Genomic DNA, 22,238 nt, shown 5'->3' with positions numbered 1-22,238 from the left:
CGAGCATGGCTCGACTCTACAGACAGCCTTTTCGATCAATCCGTGGAAGTGTCGACCAAGGTCGACACCTACCAGAGCAGAACGTCGTTGCGACAGACCGCGGAAAACTGTCGAAGGCGGGGTGGGTCCGGGCCGGACCCACCCCGCCATCTCACGGAATGCAGACTTTTGACGTTGACGTTGACGTTGACGTCGCCTCTGCGGGTGCAGGGCGCAGCCCTGCCGAACCCCAACCCCCCATACTTGCAACGGTCATCATCCCGGTCCACACTTCGTTGCCGATCTGAAGACGGCAACGATGACCCACAAGATCCCCCTGTTGATCGACACCGACCCTGGTGTGGACGACGCCCTGGCCCTGCTGATGGCCTTTGCCGATGAACGGCATGACGTGGTCGCCCTGACCATCGCCGCCGGCAATGTCGGCCTGCAGTACACCGTCCGCAACGCCCTCAAGCTCTGCGACATCGTCGGCCGCGCCGACGTACCGGTGTTTGCCGGCAGCCCGGATCCCCTGCTGCATCCCTCCGTTGACGCCGCCCACGTGCATGGCCGTGACGGCTACGGCGACGTGGACCTGCCGCCGCCGAGCCGCCAGGCTGAAGCCGAGCACGCCGCACTGGCCATCCTGCGCCTGTCGCACGAGCACGCCGGTGAACTGATGCTGGTGATGCTTGGCCCGCTGACCAACCTGGCCCTGGCACTGAAGCTGGACCCGACCCTTCCCGAGCGCATCAAGCGCATCGTGGTGATGGGCGGTGCGGTCACCTGCCACGGCAACATCACCCCGGCGGCCGAATTCAACATCGCGTTCGATCCGGAAGCGGCGCACGTGGTGTTCACTTCGTTCAAGCACCTGCTGGTGTCGGACTGGGAGGCCACCGTCGCCCATGGCCTGCCGCTGCAGGATGCTGAAAAGTGGCTGCAGGCTGATTCCGATCGCGCCCGTTTCTACGAGCTGATCTCGCGCAAGACCCGTGGCCTGTCCGAGGACAGCAAGGGTGGCCGCTGGTATACCGCCGATGCGGTCGCCATGGCCTGGGCGCTGAACCCGGAAGGGCAGCTGCAGGTCGAATCGCGGCCGCTGAACGTGGAGCTGAACGGTACGTTCAGCCGCGGCGCCACCATCGTCGACTGGAACCGCCAGACCGGCCAGCCGGACAACTGCGATCTGCTGATGGCCTACGACCAGCAGCGTTTCGAGGCCCTGGTGCGCCAGGCCCTGGGCGCGGACTGAAGTCTGTTGACCCGCACCGGTTGCCCCGAGCGGCAACCGGTGCTTATAATGCCGCTCTTGACCACCAGCCCATTTACGGTGTGAGCCCATGAAGGCCGATATCCATCCGAACTACCGCGACGTCGTCTTCCATGACGTCACCTCCGATTTCAAGTTCCTGACCCGCTCGACCATGGGCACGAAGGAAACCATCCAGTGGGAAGACGGCAACGAATACCCGCTGGTCAAGGTTGAAATTTCCTCTGCTTCGCACCCGTTCTACACGGGCAAGCACAAGGTCATCGACACCTCGGGCCGTATCGACAAGTTCCAGAAGCGCTACGCGCGCTGATCTGTCGATCCAGCTTCGAACCGACGGCCGCGCTCTGCGCGGCCGTTTGTTTTTCCCCAACGCCTACCCAACGGGCGTTTGGATGGACGGAACACTGCGTTCGGATGACAACGCTTTTGCCGATCCGGGCCGCTCAACGGCCGGCGTCTGGCCGCCTGTCGTATACGACTTCTGTCTAGCGCCGGGCAAATGCTGCTGTGCGATAATGGCGTGATCCCCGGCACAGGCCGAGGACGTCATTCACGTGCCTGACCAATGCGCTTGGGCAGGCGCCTTCCCATGAAGGAGCGCACACAGTGTCCGATCTTGATCAGGTCACGCTCAACGCCGGCGATAAGTCGGTCGTTCTGCCCGTCATCAAACCCACCCTTGGCAACGACTGCGTCGACATCGCGAAGCTGACCAAGGAAACGGGGTATTTCACCTACGATTCCGGCTTCACCGCGACGGCCAGCTGCAAGTCTGCCATCACCTATATCGACGGCGACAAGGGCGTGCTGCTGTACCGCGGCTACCCGATCGAACAGCTGTCGGAGAAGTCGAGCTACGTCGAAGTGGCCTACCTGCTGATCAACGGCGAGCGCCCGAGCGCCGAGCAGCTGAAGGCCTTCACCGACGAGCTGGCGGCTGAAGCCAACGTCGATGAGTCGATCAACACCCTGATCGGCAGCTTCGCCAAGGATGCTCATCCGATGGCCATCCTGACCGCCGCCATCGCGCAGCTGTCGGGCATCTACCACGCCTCGCTGGACCTGTCCGACGCCGAACAGCGCCGCCAGGCCGCTGTGCGCCTGATCGCCAAGGTGCCGACCCTGTCGGCGCTGATCTACCGCCACGGCAAGGGCCTGCCGGCCAACAAGCCGGACACCTCGCTGGACTACGTCAGCCGCTTCCTGAAGCAGACCTTCGAGTCGGCTGACGGCCAGTACGATCTGAACCCGGACGTGGTCAAGGCACTGGACCTGCTGTTCATCCTGCACGCCGACCATGAGCAGAACGCCTCGACCTCGACCGTGCGCCTGGTCGGCTCGACCGGTGCCAACCCGTACGCGTCGGTCGCCGCTGGCGTCACCGCGCTGTGGGGTCCGGCCCACGGCGGTGCCAACGAAGCCGTGCTGAAGATGCTGGAAGAGATCGGCAGCGCCGACAACGTCGAATCCGCCGTGGTCAAGGCCAAGGACAAGACCTCCGGCTTCCGCCTGATGGGCTTCGGCCACCGCGTCTACAAGAACTTCGATCCGCGCGCCAAGGTCATCGGCGAGATGACCAGCAAGGTGCTCAAGCAGCTGGGCGTGCAGGATCCGCTGCTGGACGTGGCCGTGAAGCTGGAACAGGCCGCGCTGCAGGACGAGTACTTCGTCGCCCGCAAGCTGTACCCGAACGTCGATTTCTACAGCGGCATCATCTACAAGGCGCTGCAGATCCCGACCGAGATGTTCACCGTCATGTTCGCCCTGGGCCGTACTTCCGGCTGGGTCTCGCATTGGCTGGAACAGCAGGTTGACCCGGAAATGAAGATCGGCCGTCCGCGCCAGGTCTACACCGGCAGCGACGTGCGCGACTACCAGGGCTGATTGCCCCGCGTAGGTTGTGCCGAGAACGCCCCGCATCCGCGGGGCGTTTTTTTTGGAGCGGACCTGGTAGGTGCGGACCGTTGGTCCGCACGATTTCGGCGCCCGCGAAAAATCATCCACGCATGGCGTGGATCTACCACCGCATCCGCCTTCGGTAGGTGCCAACCTTGGTTGGCACGCTCTTCACCGCGCCAAGACCGCGTGATTCAAGGGTCTCGCCAGCTTCACAAGCGCTCGCGCAGCCTCAGGACGCCAGCTGCATCCGCAGCATCTGATCCGGAGCGTCCACCCCATGAGTACCCGATTCGACCCACCCGAGCGCGGCCCGCTCGGCCCTGATATCGCAACTGTCGTCACCGCGCCGATCGTCCCGCCGGCCAGCGAGAGTGCCGTCTCTTGGGGAGCCATCTTCGCCGGTGCCGCCGCCGCGGCCGCGCTCTCCCTCGTCCTGCTGATCCTCGGCGTGGGCCTGGGCCTGTCCTCGGTCTCGCCGTGGTCGTTTGAAGGCGTCAGCAAGGAAACCTTCGGCTGGTCCAGCATCCTCTGGCTCACCTTCACCGCGCTGGCCGCGTCCGGCCTGGGCGGCTATCTGGCCGGCCGGCTGCGCACCAAGTGGACGCAGATCCATGGCGATGAAACCTACTTCCGCGATACCGCACACGGCTTCGTGTCGTGGGCGGTCGCCACGCTGCTCACCGCTGGTCTGCTGACCTCGGCCATCGGTGGCGTGCTCGGCGCCGGTGCAAAGGTTGCAGGTGCTACCGCAGGCGCCGCCGCCTCCACCGCCGGTGTTGCCGCTGCGGGTGCTGGCAGCGCCGCAGCCGCCGCGCCGGAAGGCGACCTCAACTATTGGGTCGATTCGCTGTTCCGCAACGCGACCATCCCGGGCCCGGACGCCGCAGGCGCACCCCCAGCCCCTGGTGCCGCCCCGGGCAATGCCCCGATGGACCCCGCTGCGCCGCCGCCGCCGGTGGCCGCAGCTGCGGGCCCGCGCGACGCCCGCATGGCCCCACCGCCGCGCTCGATGCCGGGCAATGGCCCGATGGGCGACCGCCGCGAAGTGCGCGCCGAAGTGAACCGCATCATCGTCAACAGCCTGCAGGGTGATGGCCTGGATCCGGCTGACACCCAGTACCTGTCGCAGCTGATTGCCCGCGAAACCGGCATGAGCCCGGCCGAAGCACAGGCACGAGTGACCGACGTGCAGACCCGCATGCGCGCTGCGCTGGAAAAGGCCAAGAACACCGCCAAGGAAGCCGCTGATGATGCGCGCAAGGCAACGGCCTACGCTGCACTGTGGCTGTTCATCACCCTGCTGATCGGCGCGTTCTTTGCCAGCCTCAGCGCCACCTGGGGCGGCCGTCGCCGCGACCTGTAACCCGCATCTGATGCAAGGAGACCTGTCATGAAAACCTTTCTGCTCTGGTTCTTGGGCGTCCCGATTCCGTTGTTGATCCTTTACGCGATCTTCTTCTGATCGCGCGCCAACGCGAGGTCCACGCATGTGTGGATGGGTATTTGTAGAGTCGAGCCGTGCTCGACTCCCGCGCGTAGCGCGCACAGCAGCCAAGCACAGGCTCGACTCTACAAGAAAGCAAGGCAATGAAGTTTGTTGCATTCAATGGATGAGGAAAGTTGCATAACCCTATCCGGTAGATTAACGCGATGCGCAGATGAGCAGCTGTAGAGTCGAGCCATGCTCGACTTATGCGTGCAGCGCAGGCGTTTCGCGCAGTACCAGAAAAGCAGTCGACTAAAGGTCGAGTCTACAAAGGCAAAGCAATGAGGTTTGTTGCATTCAATGAATGAGGGAAATTGCATAACCCTAGAACGTTGAACTGATTCAAACATTCTTCTTAACGTTCAACGTTTTAGGAATGTTTGCATGGCCTGCATGGCAATGGATTTCTAACATTCTCTCCGTCGCCCGCAACCACCTCTGCGGGCGGCGCCTCCCTCCCTTTCTCCTTAGGGGAGGGGGGCTTTCATATTCCCCCTGTCTGAGAGAGATACACATGCACACCATTCTTAAGAAGGCCGCGCTCACTGCAGCGCTGGCCACCGCTTCGCTGTCCGCACACGCCGCGGAAGTCGATATCTCCGTCTGGGCCGACGTTGACCCGACGCTGTCGCTCATGAAAGCCGACGGTACCGCGCTGGATGACTCCGTGAAGTTGTCGCACGACGCCGCAACAGGTCTTCTGATTCCGTGGAGCGTGCCGGTGCGTATCCATAGCAACGACACGGACAAGGACATCGAAGTCCGCTTGGGCTTCGACCCTTCTCTGCAGCGTGATACCGGTGGTGGTACCCCGATCCCGCTGGCAGTGTCGCTGAATGGTCAAGCGCTGACCACCACGGCGCGTACTTACGACGCAAGCGCGATCTTCGATGGTGCACTGCCGGGCCGATCCATCCCGATGGATCTGCGAATTGCCCAAGGCAACAGCACCGCAATTGCAGATGCCGGTAAGTACAACGGCATCGTGCGGGTAGTGATGCTGCAGGCTCCCTAACACCCTCGGCATCAAACCCCGCGCCGGCCCAATCACCGGGCCGGCCGCTCCAGGCCCCCCACCCATGAAAGCTTCCGCACCCGCCGTCACCCGGCTGGCGGTCGCGCTCGCCTTGTCGTTGGCCACGCCGCTGGTCGCGGCACGCGGCGTTCCCGTCGGTTTCGAGGATCTGGTCGAAGGCCAGATCGAACAACTCGACATCCGCCTCTTCGGTCGCAGCGCCGGGCTGTCGCCGGTGCGCGTCACCCTGGAACAGGTGCAGCTGGAAGATCCCGCGCGCGTGCTGCAGGCGCTCGACCTGTCGGCCGATGCCCAGGCCGCGCTGCTGCCCGCGCTGTCGCAACCGCTGGCACGCAACAGCCACCTGGCCTGCCGTTTCGGCGGCGCCGAAGCCGGCTGCGGTTATCTCGATCCGCCGGAAGACCCCAACACCGTGCGCGCGCTGTACGACGAAGGCGAGGGCGCCGTGAGCCTGTTCGTGTCCAAGCAGTGGATTACTGCCGAGCCCGCCGCCGAGCGTTTCCACCAGATCAGCAGCAATGCCGAGAACGCCTTCCTGCACCAGCAGACGCTCAACCTCAGCGGCGGCAGGGGCTACCAGGCACTGACCGCGCAGGGCGCCGGTGTGCTGGGCCTGTTCCAGCGCGGCCATGTGTCGGTCGATTGGAACTTCAACAGCCAGCAGTACCGCGGCGGTCGTCGTCGCCACGATTTCCAGTTCGACAACGCCTATTACCGCCATGACCTGGACCCGCAGCACTACCTGCAAGCCGGGCGCATGGACCGCCGCAACCTGTCCAGCCCGCAGGGCGGCACCTTCAGTTTCAGCATGCTGCCGATGGACCGCTTCGCCGGCATGCGCGTTGGCACCACCCAGGCCTACGTGGATACCGAAGCGGCCATACAGAGCACGCCGCTGACCGTGCTGTTGGCCCGCGATGCGCGCGTGGATGCCTTCGATGGCGAGCGCCTGCTGCAGAGCTTCTACCTGCAGGCCGGCATCAACGATCTGGATACCCGCCGCTTCCCGTTCGGCAGCTACACGGTCACCCTGCGCATCTACGAAGACGGCGTGCTGGTGCGCAGCGAAGACGCGCCCTTCGACAAGGGCGGCGACTGGGCCAACAGCAGCGTGCAGTGGTTCCTACAGGGTGGCCGCCGCAACGAGCGCCGCAGCGATCGCTTCAATGGCGAGACGGCGGCGATGGCCGGCCTGCGCGTGCCGATGTGGCGCGATGCGGCCGTGACCGCCGGCGTGGCCGACCTGGGCGGTTTCAGCTACGGCGAGCTGCGCGTGGACCTGCGCCATGTGTTCAACACCCAGGACGTGCGCGCCAGCTTCAGTGGCATGCGCGGCAGCGATGGCAGCAACGGCCAGCAGCACCAGCTGTCCTACCGCCGCAAGGCCTCCTGGAACCTCTACCAGCAGCGCCTGCGCGGGCGTACCTGCCAGTTCGAGAACGATACCCGCGACCGGCTGGCCTGCGCCGATTCGCTCAGCGCCTCGATGTCGCTGCCGGTGGCCGGTGGCAGCGCCTATCTGGCTTTCACCCGCCGACAGACCTGGAGCCGCGGCACCGTGCTGAACAACGATCCCGACGACCCGATGGCCGCGCTCGACCCGCTGCTGCCGTGGGAACCGCGCTACAGCCGCGAACCCAACCTTACCCGCACCTGGCAGGCCAGCTACAGCCGCGTGCAGCGCTGGCAGGAATTCAGCGTGTCCACCCGTGTGGGCGTTTGGCAGCAGGGCACGCAGAGCAGCCTGCGCGACAGCCGCGACCGTGGCATCTTCATCAACTTCAGCCTGACCCGCCTGCAGCGCCGCGATATCGGTAGCGCACAACGGCGCTACGCCGTGGATGTGCGCCAGCCGCAGCATGCCCGCCCAGATGTGAATTACAGCGCCGGGCAGACCGTGCGCCAGGAAGTGGATGCGCAGTACCGCGATGCCACCCTTGAACTGCGCGGCAACAACAGTGATCGCTACAGCGCATCGCTGGGCGCGCAGATACAGAACAAGTACGGCCACACCGGTGCCAGCGTGGCGACGTTCCGGCAGCGTGGCGGCAGCGAGCTGACCTACAGCGCCACGCACAGTTCCGGGCTGGCGCTGGGCCGCCGTGGCCTGTACTGGGGCGGTGGCCTGGGGGCCGACGCCGGACTGGCCGTGCAGGTCGATGGTACCGACGATCTGGAACTGACCGGCGTGGCCGCCGAACTGCAGGTGGGCGGACAACGCCGCCAGCGCCTGGCGCTGGGCGAGCGACGCCTGCTGCCGTTGCCGGCCTACCAGCAGCATCGGGCCGAAGTGCAGGATGCCAGTGCACTGAACAGTGATGCCGCCATCCGCGTGACCGGTGCGGGCGGCGCGCGCCCGATGTTCCTGGCGCCCGGCCGGCTGGTGCGCCTGCCGGTGCCGATTGAAGTGACCTACACCTTCATCGGCAACGCACGCGACGTGGCCGGCCTGCCGCTGGGCGGCGCCCGCATTCTCAATGCCCCCGTACCGGGTACCGGCAGCAACGGCGGCTTCGTGGCCGACTTTCCGCGCCGCGAACGCACGTTGTATCTGCTGCAGGACGACCGCCTGCTGCAGTGCCCGCTGCAGGTACGCGAGCGCCGCAGCGTGGTGATGCTGGTGGGTGCCGTGCAGTGCGAACCGCTGGCCGTGGCACAGCTGCCGGCTGACATCCGCCAGCAGGCACGGGTGACCCGGTTGCTGCAGGAACAGGCGTTGATTGCAGGTACGCAGCAGACCGCTGCGGCGGGAGGTACGCCATGAAGCGCGCGATCCGTGGGTTGATGTGGGTGATGTTGAGCACGGCGCTGGTGGTGATGGCGCCGCGGGCGTTTGCGCAGCGGCCGCCGGAGACGCATCCGGTGAGTACGCACCAGGACATTGTGATGAGCTGGGATCGCTCGGCGATGCCGGGGGATGTGGAGCTGGTCCCCCCGAGAACCGTACTAGGTCACGATCCACTTGATAGCGAAAGGGTGTATGGAGGACTACACCTTGTATGCGAATCCAGCACCGACTCGGCTAAGGGACTGTGCCCGACAGCCGACACGGAGCAAATCAGCCCTGAAGCTGGGCGTATCCCACTTGCTTTCACCGAACAGCGTTCGGGTATGCGGGTGAATGTGCCGGTCCTCGCTGCTATCGAGAGGGTGATGAATGGACGTCAGTGCAGGGGTGATTTCTGGCATGGGCTGATTTACTTGCCGTGGTCCAGCCGCAATGAAGATTGCCTGGGGGACCTTGCTGTAGGAACCGGACTTCACCTATCGATTCCCGAGTCAGACTTGGCTCGCCTAGTTGCAGGCATCTGGTCGGCGAGGCTCGAACTTCAGTTGGACTCGGCTATTTCCCGAGGGCTGGCGACCTACTCTTTCGATCTCGCCTTTACCGTCACCGACCACAACGCCGTAGCCATCTACTTCCCGCAGTTCGACGAAATCGCTCCGCACGTCGGCATGAACCTGCGCTACGACCCCATCGCGCACACGGTGGGCGGTGGCACCACGGTCGACATGTGTCTTTACGACGGGCTCGGCTCGCAGGCAGCCTATCTCGGCGTCACCGTGCGCGATTCCGGCGCGCGTGCGCCAGGGCCGTTGGGCTTCAGTGCATGGCATCGCGACAGCGGCGGTAGCGGCGAAAGCGAGCGCCTGGATTACACGGTCACCCTTGACCACAGCGGCGCGCTCATCCCCATGCGCAACGGCGTCGAAGAGCAGCTCACCGGCATCGACAGCGCCAAGCTGAAGCTGGTCTTGCTGCCTGGCATGAGCCAGCCGGTTTTCTGCGTGCCTACACCGCTGCGGCTGGAGATGCCGCGTGTTCCCATCGCCGAAAAGCAACCCGGCTATTACCGCGGCGATCTCAAGGTCGAGCTGCGCGTGCCCACGGGCGTGCCCTGATCCCCACCAGGAACTTCCATGAAACGACACTCTCTTTATCTGCTTCCGTTCTGCCTGCTGCTGGCGCTGCCCGCACAGGCCAACCTGACCGTGCATCCCATGCGGACCTCGGTGGATGCCAAGCGTGGCACGCAGATCCGCGTGTACTCGCAATCCACGCAACCGCAGTACATCCAGGCCTCGCTGCGGCGCATTGAGGACCCTGCCGGCGCAGCCGAAACCGAGGTTGACGTCCAGCCGGATGAAGTGGCAATCGCCGTCACCCCGGGCAAATTCGCGCTGTCCGGTGGCGGCAACCGTCTCATCCGGGTCATCCCGCTGCAGCCGGTGGAACGGGAGACCGCCTACCGGGTGTATTTCGAAGGTGTGGCCGGCCCCGAAGAAGAGCGCGGCGGCACCGCCGAAGCTGCGTCCGCCAACGTAGGCGTCAGCCTGGTCTGGGGTGCACTGGTAAACGTGCTGCCGCCCGAAGGTACCGTGGAGCCACGGGTACATGGTAACACCCTGCGCAACGATGGCACGTTGCGCCTGGGCGTCACCAGCATCGCCGATTGCATGGGCAGCCGCTGCACCGCCCACGAAGTCTCCAGAAGCCTCTATCCCGGCAGCTCGCTGCAGCTGCCTTTCACCGTACAGGCGGGCCACACGGTGCAACTGCGCTACCGGCTCACCGGCGATGGCTATCGCGAACACCTGCAGACCCTCTCCCCCTGATGCCCCCCCGCCGTGCAAACGCGGCGGCGGCCTTTCTTTGTCCTTTCTGTTAAGGAGCATCGCAATGAACAAGATCTACCGACGTCTGTGGTCCAGCGCACGGCAGTGCTGGGTGGTAACCAGCGAATTGGCTTCACCGCGCGGGAAACCGGCATCCACGCTGCGCCGTAGCGCAGCCGCGGTCGTGGTGATGTTGCTGGCGCTGCCGGCGGGTGCTGCCGAACTTGATGAAGACGAGGTGCGCTGGTGGCATTTTCAAACGCTCACGGCGCTGGGCCTCCAGCCAGTAACGAACCGCGCGGAAAACGCCCTCCTTGCAGTCAATCGTGGCGATGTCTACAGCAACACCTCGCGCGCGAACTGGAGCGTGGTCAGTGGTCGTGAATCCATGGCGCTGGGTTCCGAGGCGGGGGCCAATGGTGAAGGCAGCCTGGCCGCGGGCATCTCCAGCCGCGCCGTAGGAGACCGCAGTACGGCCGTCGGCAATCTGGCCGAAGCCCACGGCACGAACAGCGTTGCGGTAGGTCACTACGCGGTCGCCAGAGGTGGCGGCTACGGCACGGCCCTGGGAACGTACAGTGATGCCAATGGCACGGGAGCAACGGCTGTCGGGCAGAACGCAAAAGCGCGAACCACCAATTCAATTGCGATGGGAAGCGGGGCGCAGACGGATGGGGGAGAGGGGCATTCCCGCATCGCAATTGGTGCTGATACCTATGCTGGATCCGCAGGCTGGACCGGTGCCATCGCCCTGGGCGCGCGCGCGCGCGCTGACTATGACAGCATCGTGATTGGACATTCTGCGGTCGGTGCTGCCAGCAGGGCAGTGACAGTTGGCCGGGACGCACGCACTACCGGCGAGGGAGCGGTTGCGCTTGGCCATAATACGCAGGCCTTGGGAAAGCAGTCACTGGCCTTGGGCCAGGCCGCCCGTGCTGATGGTTGGGCGTCGCTTGCAATGGGGGCTGGCGCACGCTCGTTGGCTGAGGGCGGCCTGGCATTCGGCTATCAGGCGCAGATCTCAAATGTAAATGCCAAGATGTCGGTGGCACTGGGCGAAAAAGCCAATGCCAGCCACGCAAATGCGGTGGCGCTGGGCGCTGGCTCCGTCACCACCGGCACCAACCAGATTTCCGTGGGTAGCAGCGCCTCCAAGCGCAAGATCGTCAACGTCGATGATGGCGCAATCAGTGCTTCCAGCACCGATGCAGTGACCGGGCGCCAGCTGCATGCTGTCCGATCCGAGCTCAATGCAACCTCACGCATGATCACGCAGACTTCTTCATCTGGTGGCATGCGCATCGGCGTGGACAATAGCGGCGATCAGATCGGTATCGCCAACAGCAGTGGCGAGGCCCGCTACCTCAACGGGGTGCGCAACGGCACGTTGAGCAGCACCAGTACCGATGCGGTGACCGGGCAGCAGCTGTTCGCCACACACCGGGCGCTTGATCCGCTGGTGAAGCTGGTTGCCGGCGGTGCAACGGGCGGCAAGGAAAGTGCCCGTGCGCAGGGCGAGGGTGCCTTGGCGATGGGTGCAGAGGCCATTGCCAACGGCAACCACGCGACGGCGCTGGGTCTGGATGCACAGGCCACCGCCAACCAGGCGACAGCCATCGGTAGGCAGAGCCGGGCGAGCGGGGTGTTCTCCGCAGCCTTGGGTAACAACGCGCAGGCCAGCGCACAGAGCGCACTGGCACTAGGCGACCGCGCCGTTGCCTCGCACAGCGGCAGCGTTGCGCTGGGATTGCAATCGCAGACGACCGGTATCAATCAGGTCTCTGTGGGCAACAGTGACCTCAAGCGGCGTATCGTGAACGTTGCTGATGGTGCGGTAAACGCCGGTAGCCATGACGCCATCACCGGCCGCCAGCTGCATGCCACAAACATTGAGGTCGGCACCGTGCGCAGCACAGCGGTTGCTGCGCAGAGCGCAGCGGAGAACGCCGCGCGGACGGCGGACATGGCCTTGGCGCAGAGTGGTGCGCTGGGCACGCTGTTGAGCCAGACCTCGCCCGACGGTGCAGTGAGGCTCGGCGCGGGCAACGCGGGAACCGCGGTGGACATACGCAGCAGCAGTGGCGCGGGTCGCACGCTGGACGGCGTGGCCGATGGCCGTATTGACGCCGACAGTGACCAGGCCGTGAGTGGGCGCCAGCTGTTTGTCACCCAGCAGGGGGTTGAAGAGAACGCAGAGCTGCTTGCGTCGCACGGCGTTGCACTTGCCGCGCAATCGGATCGCATTGACGGCAACCGCAGCGATCTGGATGCGCTTCGGACCGCATTCGAGGACTTCGATCCCGATCTGGAGGGCGTGGTGAAGTTTGCTGCGGACGGGAGCGTGGATATCGATGGTGGCAAGCTGAGAAATGTGGCTGCGGGCGATATCAGTTCCGCGGCGAGTATGGACGCCGTTAATGGAGGACAGCTCTTTACGACAAATCGGCGGGTGGAGCATCTTGAGGAGGATGCTCGATTCTTTAGATTTGGCAGTGACAATCTGAGCGAGGCGGCAGTAGCCGGTGCTCTTGCTGTGGCAATCGGCGATTCCGCCCAGGCTTCCATTGGAAACGAGGGTGGCACAGCTGTAGGGAGCTTTTCCAAGGCATTGGCTATCAACTCAGTTGCCTTGGGGCGAGCCGCATTCGTCTCCGAATCAGCAACGAATGGCTTCTCACTGGGCGCGGGTTCCCGCGTAGAGGCTGAGGGCGGCGTCGCCCTGGGATCTGCCTCACGAGTTGACGGTAGAAATAGTGTCGCAATTGGACATGGGTCACGAGCCACCGAGGCAGGAGTGGTTTCCTTTGGCGGTGATGTAATTACGCGGCGCCTGACCAGGATTTCCCGTGGCACGGCTGATTCCGATGCGGTGACCGTTTCCCAGGTCAAAGAAATTGCTGCCGCTTTGGGAGGCGGATCCCGCTTAGATGACAATGGAGGCCTGGTCGCGCCCGCCTACAACGTCCAGGGGGGTACTCAGCACAACGTCGGTGATGCCTTGACCGCACTCGACGGTGCCGTGGTCAAGGCAGAAAGTCGCGTAAATAGCTTGGAAGGAGAGCTGCGCTCTGTCTTCCAGGACAGCCCCACCGTCCGCAGTGACGGTCTGAACCAGCTGACGCTTGCAGGCGCCCACGGCTCGGTGCTGACCAACCTGGCCGATGGCCGCATTGCCGCAGGCAGCCGTGATGCGGTGACCGGTAGCCAGCTGTTTGAAGCCAAGCGGGAGATCGACCGCAATCGTAGTGGCCTGGATGAACTGCGGGGTGAGCGCGATGAACTGCTGTCGCATGGGCTGATGGCAGCGGGGCAGGGCAATGTGATCGACTTTGGTGGCGCGCGTTTAACGGGTGTTGCTGATGGGGTGATCTCTGCGGATAGCCGCGATGTGGTCAATGGCCGGCAGCTGTTTGCTTCCAATCAGCGCATCGCTGGCCTTGAGAGTGGCAAGCGGTTTATTGCCATTTCCTCGGACGATGAAAGCGTGAATGCAACGGCAGGCGGGTTCTCGATGGCCATCGGTGAAGGAGCAAAAGCAGGAGGCATTGTTGCAGAAGGAGCCACTGCAGTTGGCTTCTACGCTACCGCGTTGGCTGGAAATTCGGTTGCTCTCGGCAGCAGTTCATATGTGCATGCTGGTGCAGAGTACGGGTTTGCATTGGGGGCTACTTCGGAAGTGCGCAGCCGCCATGGAATGGCGCTTGGAGCAAGAGCAATGGTCCTCGAAGGGGCAGAAGGCTCCGTCGCGCTAGGTGATGGTTCAATTGTTCAAGTAGCCAATGCGGTGTCGGTTGGGTCCGATGACAGGCGACGACGAATCATCAACGTAGCCAACGGCCGCAACGCCAATGACGCCACCACCGTAGGCCAGCTCCGCGGTGCCCTCGCCACGCTCGGCGGTGATATCGACGCCAACGGCAACATCATCAACCCCACCTTTAACGTGCAGGGCGGCCAGTAGTCCACCCTCAACGACGCCCTGTCCACCCTCGACGCTGCCGTTGTCACCAACACCACCCGCACCGACCGCGTCGAATCCCAGCTCAACGCCGTCTTCCAGGACACCCCCAGCGTCCGCAGCGACGGCCTCAACCAGCTCACCTTCGCCGGTGCCAACGGCATGGTGCTCTCCAACGTGGCCAACGGCGTCATCGCTGCCGGCAGCCGCGACGCGGTCAACGGTGGCCAGCTGCACTCCATGCAGCAGCAGCTCAACGGCCGCATGGATGGCCTGGAAAGCCGCATCGACAGCCAGCCGCAGTCGCGTGCAATGACTGTCGCCTCGGCCGACACCGGTACGCCGGCCGCCGATGACGCGCCGCCGTCCACCGGCGGCAACCCGCCGTTGGCCGATGCAGGCAACGCGCCGAAGTCGTCGCCGCAGCCGCAGGCTGAGACGCCCAAGCCCGAAGCCCCGACCCCGCAGGTGGACACCGCCGAGCTGGAGAAGATGCTGGCCCGTGCCAACGAGTACAGCGATGGCATCTCGCGCGAGGTCGACCGCCGCCTGGACAAGATGGACAAGCGCTTCAACCGCATGGCGGCGATGACCAGCGCGCAGAGCGCAATGGCCATGAACACCGCTGGCCTGAATACCTACAACCGCCTCGGCGCGGGCGTGGGCTATGCCGAGGGCGAGTCGGCCATGGCGGTGGGCTACCAGCGCGTGCTCAACGACAAGGGCTCGGCCACGTTCAGCCTCAATGGTGCGTTCACCAACAGCGGTGAGCGCAGCATGGGCGTGGGCGTGGGTATCGGCTGGTAAGCCATGGAGCCCCGGCACGACGCGCGTAATCCACCCCGCCGCGCCGGGGTCCTCGCCCAGGAGATGGCGATGTACAGATGGGTAAAGGGAATCATCAGCTATCGCACGTTCTATATCTGGCGGGCGCGCTATCGCTACTACACGCGGAACCTGGATCTGTGGACGCTGATGAGCGGGCTGTGCATCGCCGGTCTGTTGCTGGTGCTGTGGTACATGTGGCGGATGCTGAGCGTGCCGACGCCGCGCGTGCACCCGGAGACAGCGGCGCTGCGCATCGAGGGTGTCACCAGGGAGGCGATCCATCGCATCGTGCTGGTACGCCACGCGGGCAGCACGCCGGGTGCTCCGTTCACTACGCCGGAGGAGGTGCGGGCGAGCACGCTGCGCACGATGCGGGTACGGCAGGTGATGGACAGTGAAGTGGTGTGGCGGCTGAAAGCCGACATGCTGGCGGACATCGCTGACTACATCACCGCCACAGGCGGGTGCTTCCCCTACGATTGCCGGCGGGTGCTGGATAGGTTGGACTACGTGCGTCAGGCCGGTGTGGAGAATGCGCAGATCAACGCGGCGCTGGCGACGATCCTGGAGGTGTCGTTGGACCAGATGCCGTCGTTGGAGGCAGACGAGCATGAGCGGGTGAAGAGTGGTTGGTCGGATGGGTTCAACGACATCTACTACCAGTCCTGGGTGCTGCGGGACCTGCAGGCCATGCACGCACAGATGATGCGGGAGTATCCGCAGCGTGCCCCCGCACCGTGGTTGCCGCGGCTGCTCAGCGACCCGCTGCGCGATAACCGTTTTGTCTGGTAGCGCGCATGATGGGCATCACCTGCCAGAGCAGGTAACACCGCTTTTGTAGAGTCGAGCTTGCTCGACTGCTCTCCACTCAGCCATCGAAATGCCCGAAGCACAGTGCGGACCAGCGGTCCGCACCTACCAAACACCGGTGCAGCGCCCCTGTAGAGTCGAGCCATGCTCAACTGCTCTTCGGTCAGCAATCGAAATGCCTGAAGCACAGTGCGGACCAACGGTCCGCACCTACCAAGACCGGCGCGGCCCCACCACGCCCGTCGCACACCGCTGCGCTCGCCGGCCATGGACCGGCGCTACCCTCACCCGCCGATATACGCGGTGATCTCCGCTTCGGCCAGCACCTGCCGCAGCTGTGCCACCGACGCGCGTCGCATCGGCTTCTCATCCACCGGTGACAGCGGTGCCTGACGCAGGGCGTCGTAGGGCAGCACGGCCAGGTCGAATGTCAGCTCTTCGGCACTGAACACCCACACGGGCACGTCCAGGCAGCGTTCGCGATCCATGCGCAGGCGACGCGTCCGCGATTCGGCGGGAATGCCGTGTTCGTCCAGGAAGCGGTGCACGGCTTCCGGATCGTCGCTGTGCAGGTGCAGCTGCACGGGGCTGTTGGCGTCGGCGGTGCCGTCCAGTACGGGACCGGCCAGGCGCGGGGCGAAGCCGTGCAGGAACTCCAGCGCACGCATCGCGGCTTCACGGCGGCGCTGCAGTTCGTTGCCGTGCTGGGGCCCGGAGAACAGCCGCTGGTACTCGCGCAGGGCGTCTTCGATCTCGGTGTTGCGGGGCAGGGAGGCATCATCGTGGATGCCGAGCCGGCTGGCGGCCTTCAACTTGGCCTGGTGGTAGTCGCGGATGCCGCCTTCGGCCATCAGGCGGGCGGCTTCGTGGGCGAGGCGGTGGCGCCGCTCGCGGGTCTGGCTGGCAGCATGCTGACGGGCGCGATGCATGCGATGACTCCCTGTTGCGACCTGGCTACAGACTAGCGCACGGATGTGACATCTGCGTGGGTATGGCGGATGCAACCGCTTTGGTGGGTGCCGACCTTGGTCGGCACGGGGCGCCAACCAAGGTTGGCATCTACCAGAGCGGCACCCACCGCACCCTTCCTCAGAAGATATCGAACGCGGCGGCGTCGGCCTGCGGCGTATTGAGGTTCAGGTCGTAGTCGGTCAGGCGGTCCATGTCTTCCACCTTCACCCACTCGGTGGCGCCGTTGAGGGTGGCCTGGACCATGCCGCTGGGCGGTTCGTTCTGTGCGATCGGGGTGTCCTTCAGCGCGGTGCGCATGTAGTCGATCCAGATCGGCAGGGCGGCCTTGCCACCGTATTCGCGGTAACCCAGCGAGCGGAAGTCGTCGCGGCCCACCCACACGGTGGTCACGTACGGGCCGCCGAAGCCGGAGAACCAGGCGTCGCGGTGGTCGTTGGTGGAGCCGGTCTTGCCGCCCACGTCCTCGCGGCCGAGCACCTTGGCCTGGGCACCGGTACCGCGCTGGACCACGTCGCGCATCATCGACACCAGCTGGTAGGCAGTGCGGGCGTCGATCGCGCGCGGGGCGGTGCGGGCATCGGGGTTGACCGGCGCGGCCGGGGTTTCGGTCTTGGCTTCGGCCTTGGCGGCAGCAGCCGGGTCCACCTTCGGGGCCGGGGCACCGAAGTTGAAGCCGTCCACCACCTGGTTGACCGGCTGGTCGCTGCTGCCGGCGCAGTCGCGGCAGGCCAGTGCCGGGTTTTCCTTGAACACCACGTTGCCGTCGCGGTCATTGACCTGGTCGATCAGCCAGGTGTCCACGCGTGAGCCGCCGTTGGCGAACACGGCGTAGCCGCGGGCCACCGACAGCGGGGTCAGCGAGGCGGTACCCAGCGACATCGACAGGTTCGGCGGCAGTTCCGATTCGGCGAAGCCAAACTCGCTGATGTACTTGCGCGCATAGTCCACGCCCATGCCATCAAGCAGGCGCACCGAGACCAGGTTGCGCGACTGCACCAGCGCCTCACGCAGGCGCATCGTGCCGCGGAAGCCGCCGCCGTCGTTCTGCGGGGCCCAAGTCTTGCCGCGGCGGTCGCGGAACACGACCGGGGCGTCGAGCACGATCGAGGCCGGGTTGTAGCCCTTGTCGAAGGCGGCGGCGTAGACGAACGGCTTGAAGCTCGAACCCGGCTGGCGACGGGCCTGGGTAGCGCGGTTGAACTTGTTGCCGGAGAAGCTGAAGCCACCCACCAGCGCCTTCAACGCGCCGTTGTGGGCATCCAGCGAGACCAGTGCGGACTGGCCGCGCGGGATCTGGTCCAGCAGCCACTCACCTTCCTTGGCACCGGCGCGCACGCGCACGATGTCGCCGCGCTGCACCAGCTTGCCCGGGGTCTTGTTGGTCCACTTGGCGGCGCCGGCCGGCAGCACGATCTCGCTGCGGTTTGCCAGCACCACCGTTGCGCTGCCATCGGCACCGGTGCTGGCGACGATGGCCGGCAGCAGGCCGGCCTGGCCGTACATGCCACGCAGGTGCTCGGCCAGGGCAGCGGCGTCTTCGCCGGCACCCACCTGCACCTGCTTCTCCACGCCGTGCCAGCCGTGGCGGTGGTCGTACAGCAGCAGGCCGTCGCGCACCGACTGGTTGGCGGCGGTCTGCAGGGTGGCATCGATGGTGGTGGTGACGTGGTAACCCTTGTTGACCACATCGCCGCCGAAGCGGGCGATCATTTCCTGGCGCACCAGCTCGGCCACGTAGGGGGCATCGACCTGCACCGGCGGCTCATGCGCGGTGGCGTGCATGGGCACGGCCTTGGCCGCATCGGCCTCGGCCTGGCTGACGAACTTCAGATCGGCCATGCGCTGCAGCACATAGTTGTCGCGGCGCTGGCGGGCACGTTCCGGGTTGGAGATCGGGTTGCCCGAAGACGGGAACTTGGGGATGCCGGCCAGCGAGGCCATTTCATCCAGGTCCAGCTCGTTCAGCTTCTTGCCGTAGTAGAACTCGGCGGCGGCGGCCACGCCGTAGGCGCGGTTGCCGAAGAAACTCTTGTTCAGGTACAGCTCGAAGATCTCGTCCTTGCTCAGCTCGGACTCGATCTTCCGCGCCAGCAGGATCTCGGCCAGCTTGCGGGTGTAGCTGTACTCGGAGCTGAGGAAGAACTGGCGGGCCACCTGCTGGGTGATGGTGGAGCCACCCGGCACGCGCTTGTCGTTGGTGGTGGCCAGCAGCCACACCGCTCGGCCGATGCCCATGTAGTCCACACCGCCATGCTCGTAGAAGCGGGCATCCTCGGTGGCCAGGAACGCCTGCTTCAGGCGCTCGGGCACGTCCTTCATGGTGATGGGGGTACGGCGGGTCTCGCCGAACACCGCCATCAGCTTGCCGTCGGCGGCATAGACGTACATGGGCTCCTGCATTTCCACGTCGCGCAGGGTCTGCACGTCGGGAAGCTTGGAGGACACGGCGTAGTACAGACCGCCCACGGCGGCCGCGCCGATCAGCGCCAGGACCAGGACAATCAGGAAGATCCAGCGCAGCCAGCGGCGGAGTCGAGTCATCGGGTTCAGATTCCGATTGCGAATTTCGTGGTCGCAGAGTATAGATTACGCAAGGTGGCGGCTGGGGTCGGCACCGGGGAGCGCAAGGGGAACAGTCAGGGGCTGCATGGTGAATCCGTGAGGGACTTCACAGCAGGGCCGTTGCCATTTGCTAAGAATACGTTATTAATGCTCGGGCGCAGGTCTTGCGTCCAAGTGCCCGTCGGCAGGGGAGAAACCGTGGGGCTCATCCCAAAAAGTCAGTCGCCGCTTGTAGGCGTCGACATCAGTTCGACTGCGGTAAAGCTTTTGCAGCTGTCCCGCAGTGGCAATCGTTTTCGTGTGGAACATTACGCTGTGGAACCTCTTCCGCCGAACGCGGTGGTGGAGAAGAACATCGTGGAAGTGGAGGCCGTGGGTGAGGCCATCCGCCGCGCGATGAACCGCTCGGGGAGCAAGGCCAAGCTGGCCGCTGCCGCCGTCGCTGGGTCGGCGGTGATCACCAAGGTGATCCCGATGCCGGCCGAGCTCGACGAGAACGACATGGAAGCCCAGATCGAGCTGGAAGCGGTCAACTACATTCCGTACCCGATCGAGGAAGTGAACCTGGACTTCGAGGTGATCGGCGCGATCCCGAACAACCCGGAGATGGTCCAGGTGCTGCTGGCCGCGTCGCGTTCGGAGAACGTGGAACTGCGCCAGTCGGCGCTGGAGCTGGGTGGCCTGCAGGCCAAGGTGATGGACGTGGAGGCCTTCGCGGTCGAGAACGCCTATGCCCTGGTCGCCAGCGAGCTGCCGGTATCCATCGAGGGTGTGGTCGCGCTGGTCGACATCGGTGCCACCATGACCACCCTCAATGTCCTGCGCGGCGGCCGCAGCCTGTACAGCCGCGAACAGGTGTTCGGTGGCAAGCAGCTGACCGACGAGATCATGCGCCGCTACGGCCTGAGCTACGAGGAAGCCGGACTGGCCAAGCGCCAGGGCGGGCTGCCGGAAAGCTACGAGATGGAAGTGCTGGAGCCGTTCAAGGAAGCCACGGTCCAGCAGATCAGCCGCCTGCTGCAGTTCTTCTACGCAGGCAGCGAGTTCAACCGCGTTGATCACATCGTGCTGGCCGGTGGCTGCGCCGTGCTGGGCGGTCTGCCGGAAATGGTCGAGGAGCAGCTGGGCGTGCCGACCGTGGTCGCCAACCCGCTGGCGCAGATGACCCTGGGGCCGAAGGTGAACGCGCATGCGCTGGCCCAGGATGCCCCCGCGCTGATGATCGCAACCGGTCTGGCGCTGAGGAGCTTCGACTGATGGCACGCATCAATCTATTGCCCTGGCGCGCCGAGCGGCGCAAGCAACGCCAGCGCGAGTTCTACGCAATGCTGGGCATGGCCGCGATCGGTGGCCTGCTGCTGTCGCTGGTGATCTGGTTCTACTACGACCGCCAGGTGAGCGGCCAGATGGACCGCAACGCCTATCTGGAAGCCGAGATCGAGAAGGTCAAGGAACAGAACAAGGAGATCGACCGCCTCGACGCGCAGAAGGAACGCCTGCTGGCCCGCAAGAAGGTGATCGAGGAACTGCAGGCCAAGCGCTCGCAGATGGTGCACCTGTTCGATGCGCTGGTGCGCACGATTCCCGATGGCCTGGTGCTGACCGCGCTGAAGCAGGAAGGCGACGTGCTGACCCTGGAAGGCCGTACCCAGTCCAATGCCCGTGTTTCGGCGTACATGCGCAACCTGGAGACCTCCGGTTGGATGACCAACCCGGAACTGTCGATCATCGAAGCGCGTGATCCCGAGAAGGACAAGGACGGCAAGGTGGGCCCGCTGGCCGACATCAAGGCGCTGCCCTATGTGTTCGTGGTCAAGGTGAAGCTGCCGGCACAGAGTGAGGAAGTGGCCGGTACGCCAGGCCTCAACGCCGATGGTTCGGTGGCAACGCCGGCTCCGCCCGCAGTGGCACCGCTTGCAGCCGGCCCGGATGCAGCGGCACCTGCTGCACCGGCCGCAGGCCAGCCCGCTGCTGCACCGGCTGCACCCGCACCCGCCGCCGCGCCGGTCAACGCACCTGCTGCCACCCCGGCCCCGGCTACGCCGAACCAGCCGGCAGCCCCGGCTGCAAAGCCTGCGCCGAAGCCCGAGGGCAGCCGCCTGGCGCAGCCGCCGCAGGCCTTCAACGCCCCGCTGCAGGGGGATCGCGCATGAGCCAGAAAATCGATCTGAAGAACCTGGATTTCAACGACATCGGCAACTGGCCGCAGAAGGCCAAGATCGTCTTCTGCTCGCTGTTGGCGCTGGTGATCATGTTCGTGGCGTGGATGCTGCTGATCAGTGGCAAGCGCGAGGAACTGGCCGGCCTGGAATCGAAGGAAGTCGAGCTGCGTTCGGAGTTCACCAAGCAGCAGGAGCGTGCGGTGAACCTGGCGCCGCTGAAGCAGCAGCTGGCACAGATGGAACAGGTGCTGCAGCAGATGCTGCGACAGCTGCCCAGCAAGACCGAAATGCCGGACCTGATCATCGACATCTCGCAGACTGCGCTGTCCAGCGGCCTGACCAACGAGCTGTTCGAGCCGGAGCAGGAGCAGGTCAAGGAGTTCTACGCCGAGAAGCCGATCAAGCTGCGCATGGTGGGCAGTTACCACCAGTTCGGTGCCTTCGTCAGTGGCGTGGCGTCGCTGCCGCGCGTGGTCATCCTGACCATGCACGACATCAACCTCAAGCCCAAGGACAAGACCAGCGGCAACGCCCGCAGTGGTGCGCTGGAGCTGTCCGGCACGGTCAAGACCTACCGCTATCTGGATGAGACCGAGGTGCAGGCACAGCAGGCGGCTGACGCCGGCAAGGAGGAGAAGAAGTGATCCGTT

The 22,238-nt window shown here is 65.0% G+C and carries 16 protein-coding genes; 14 read left to right on the top strand and 2 right to left on the bottom strand.

What is annotated here, in order from left to right:
- Window positions 1-298 precede the first annotated feature (298 nt).
- The 11 genes from R1L06_RS12695 to R1L06_RS12645 all read left to right on the top strand — a co-directional run bounded on the left by R1L06_RS12695 (window position 299) and on the right by R1L06_RS12645 (window position 15,874).
- Window positions 299-1,237, top strand: a complete 939-nt coding sequence (locus R1L06_RS12695; RefSeq protein ID WP_032127836.1) for a nucleoside hydrolase — start codon at window positions 299-301, stop codon at window positions 1,235-1,237.
- An 88-nt stretch (window positions 1,238-1,325) separates the two neighbouring features.
- Window positions 1,326-1,568: a type B 50S ribosomal protein L31 gene (locus tag R1L06_RS12690; protein ID WP_005418951.1), complete on the top strand. Its 243-nt coding sequence runs from the start codon at window positions 1,326-1,328 to the stop codon at window positions 1,566-1,568.
- 296 nt (window positions 1,569-1,864) lie between these two features.
- On the top strand, window positions 1,865-3,142 hold the full coding sequence (locus R1L06_RS12685) for a citrate synthase (protein WP_032127838.1): 1,278 nt from the start codon (window positions 1,865-1,867) through the stop codon (window positions 3,140-3,142).
- A gap of 292 nt (window positions 3,143-3,434) precedes the next feature.
- On the top strand, window positions 3,435-4,520 hold the full coding sequence (locus R1L06_RS12680; RefSeq protein ID WP_317217867.1) for a hypothetical protein: 1,086 nt from the start codon (window positions 3,435-3,437) through the stop codon (window positions 4,518-4,520).
- Window positions 4,521-5,157: 637 nt separating this feature from the next.
- Entirely contained in the window at window positions 5,158-5,658 is a 501-nt protein-coding gene (locus R1L06_RS12675) for a CS1 type fimbrial major subunit (protein ID WP_317217866.1), read from the top strand.
- A 64-nt stretch (window positions 5,659-5,722) separates the two neighbouring features.
- Window positions 5,723-8,443, top strand: coding sequence for a TcfC E-set like domain-containing protein (locus R1L06_RS12670; protein WP_317217865.1), 2,721 nt, complete (start codon window positions 5,723-5,725; stop codon window positions 8,441-8,443).
- The gene (locus R1L06_RS12665) at window positions 8,440-9,582 is read left to right on the top strand and encodes a CblD like pilus biogenesis initiator family protein (protein WP_317217864.1); all 1,143 of its coding nucleotides are present in this window, start codon (window positions 8,440-8,442) and stop codon (window positions 9,580-9,582) included. Before R1L06_RS12670 ends, R1L06_RS12665 begins: the two co-directional genes overlap by 4 nt.
- Window positions 9,583-9,600: 18 nt before the next feature.
- A complete protein-coding gene (locus R1L06_RS12660) occupies window positions 9,601-10,296 on the top strand; it encodes a pilus assembly protein (RefSeq protein WP_317217863.1) in 696 nt (231 codons plus the stop codon).
- A gap of 64 nt (window positions 10,297-10,360) precedes the next feature.
- Window positions 10,361-14,257, top strand: a complete 3,897-nt coding sequence (locus tag R1L06_RS12655) for an ESPR-type extended signal peptide-containing protein (RefSeq protein ID WP_317217862.1) — start codon at window positions 10,361-10,363, stop codon at window positions 14,255-14,257.
- 159 nt (window positions 14,258-14,416) lie between these two features.
- On the top strand, window positions 14,417-15,061 hold the full coding sequence (locus tag R1L06_RS12650; protein ID WP_317217861.1) for a YadA C-terminal domain-containing protein: 645 nt from the start codon (window positions 14,417-14,419) through the stop codon (window positions 15,059-15,061).
- 69 nt (window positions 15,062-15,130) lie between these two features.
- A complete protein-coding gene (locus R1L06_RS12645) occupies window positions 15,131-15,874 on the top strand; it encodes a hypothetical protein (protein WP_317217870.1) in 744 nt (247 codons plus the stop codon).
- Between the two features lie 302 nt (window positions 15,875-16,176).
- Here the strand turns inward: R1L06_RS12645 and R1L06_RS12640 are convergent, their stop codons facing one another.
- Together R1L06_RS12640 and R1L06_RS12635 are read right to left on the bottom strand one after the other, a co-directional pair.
- Window positions 16,177-16,821, bottom strand: coding sequence for a hypothetical protein (locus R1L06_RS12640; protein ID WP_012511978.1), 645 nt, complete (start codon window positions 16,819-16,821; stop codon window positions 16,177-16,179).
- A gap of 160 nt (window positions 16,822-16,981) precedes the next feature.
- Window positions 16,982-19,405 carry a penicillin-binding protein 1A gene (locus tag R1L06_RS12635; protein ID WP_317217860.1) on the bottom strand — a complete coding sequence of 808 codons (2,424 nt, stop codon included), beginning with the start codon at window positions 19,403-19,405 and terminating at the stop codon, window positions 16,982-16,984.
- A gap of 219 nt (window positions 19,406-19,624) precedes the next feature.
- On the opposite strand from R1L06_RS12635, the gene R1L06_RS12630 reads away from it, so the two are divergent.
- Genes R1L06_RS12630 through R1L06_RS12620 form a run of 3 tightly spaced genes read left to right on the top strand, consistent with a single transcriptional unit; the run spans window position 19,625 to window position 22,232 of the window.
- Window positions 19,625-20,683, top strand: coding sequence for a pilus assembly protein PilM (locus tag R1L06_RS12630; protein WP_010484061.1), 1,059 nt, complete (start codon window positions 19,625-19,627; stop codon window positions 20,681-20,683).
- Window positions 20,683-21,579, top strand: coding sequence for a PilN domain-containing protein (locus R1L06_RS12625; protein ID WP_049422632.1), 897 nt, complete (start codon window positions 20,683-20,685; stop codon window positions 21,577-21,579). The genes R1L06_RS12630 and R1L06_RS12625 overlap by 1 nt, the downstream gene beginning before the upstream one ends.
- Window positions 21,576-22,232: a type IV pilus inner membrane component PilO gene (locus R1L06_RS12620; protein WP_049400744.1), complete on the top strand. Its 657-nt coding sequence runs from the start codon at window positions 21,576-21,578 to the stop codon at window positions 22,230-22,232. Before R1L06_RS12625 ends, R1L06_RS12620 begins: the two co-directional genes overlap by 4 nt.
- Window positions 22,233-22,238 lie beyond the last annotated feature (6 nt).

This window comes from Stenotrophomonas mexicanensis (assembly GCF_032911605.1).
GTDB lineage: Bacteria > Pseudomonadota > Gammaproteobacteria > Xanthomonadales > Xanthomonadaceae > Stenotrophomonas > Stenotrophomonas maltophilia_A.
The sequence above is the reverse complement of the archived record's forward strand: the minus strand, read 5'-3'. Positions and strand labels throughout refer to the sequence as shown.

Excerpts from the sequence above, each read along its gene's own strand:
- R1L06_RS12695 (WP_032127836.1), top strand. The coding sequence starts at position 299 with ATGACCCACAAGATCCCCCTGTTGATCGACACCGACCCTGGTGTGGAC.
- R1L06_RS12690 (WP_005418951.1), top strand. The coding sequence starts at position 1,326 with ATGAAGGCCGATATCCATCCGAACTACCGCGACGTCGTCTTCCATGAC.
- R1L06_RS12680 (WP_317217867.1), top strand. The coding sequence starts at position 3,435 with ATGAGTACCCGATTCGACCCACCCGAGCGCGGCCCGCTCGGCCCTGAT.
- R1L06_RS12675 (WP_317217866.1), top strand. The coding sequence starts at position 5,158 with ATGCACACCATTCTTAAGAAGGCCGCGCTCACTGCAGCGCTGGCCACC.
- R1L06_RS12670 (WP_317217865.1), top strand. The coding sequence starts at position 5,723 with ATGAAAGCTTCCGCACCCGCCGTCACCCGGCTGGCGGTCGCGCTCGCC.
- R1L06_RS12665 (WP_317217864.1), top strand. The coding sequence starts at position 8,440 with ATGAAGCGCGCGATCCGTGGGTTGATGTGGGTGATGTTGAGCACGGCG.
- R1L06_RS12660 (WP_317217863.1), top strand. The coding sequence starts at position 9,601 with ATGAAACGACACTCTCTTTATCTGCTTCCGTTCTGCCTGCTGCTGGCG.
- R1L06_RS12655 (WP_317217862.1), top strand. The coding sequence starts at position 10,361 with ATGAACAAGATCTACCGACGTCTGTGGTCCAGCGCACGGCAGTGCTGG.
- R1L06_RS12650 (WP_317217861.1), top strand. The coding sequence starts at position 14,417 with ATGGTGCTCTCCAACGTGGCCAACGGCGTCATCGCTGCCGGCAGCCGC.
- R1L06_RS12645 (WP_317217870.1), top strand. The coding sequence starts at position 15,131 with ATGTACAGATGGGTAAAGGGAATCATCAGCTATCGCACGTTCTATATC.
- R1L06_RS12640 (WP_012511978.1), bottom strand. The coding sequence starts at position 16,821 with ATGCATCGCGCCCGTCAGCATGCTGCCAGCCAGACCCGCGAGCGGCGC.
- R1L06_RS12635 (WP_317217860.1), bottom strand. The coding sequence starts at position 19,405 with ATGACTCGACTCCGCCGCTGGCTGCGCTGGATCTTCCTGATTGTCCTG.
- R1L06_RS12625 (WP_049422632.1), top strand. The coding sequence starts at position 20,683 with ATGGCACGCATCAATCTATTGCCCTGGCGCGCCGAGCGGCGCAAGCAA.
- R1L06_RS12620 (WP_049400744.1), top strand. The coding sequence starts at position 21,576 with ATGAGCCAGAAAATCGATCTGAAGAACCTGGATTTCAACGACATCGGC.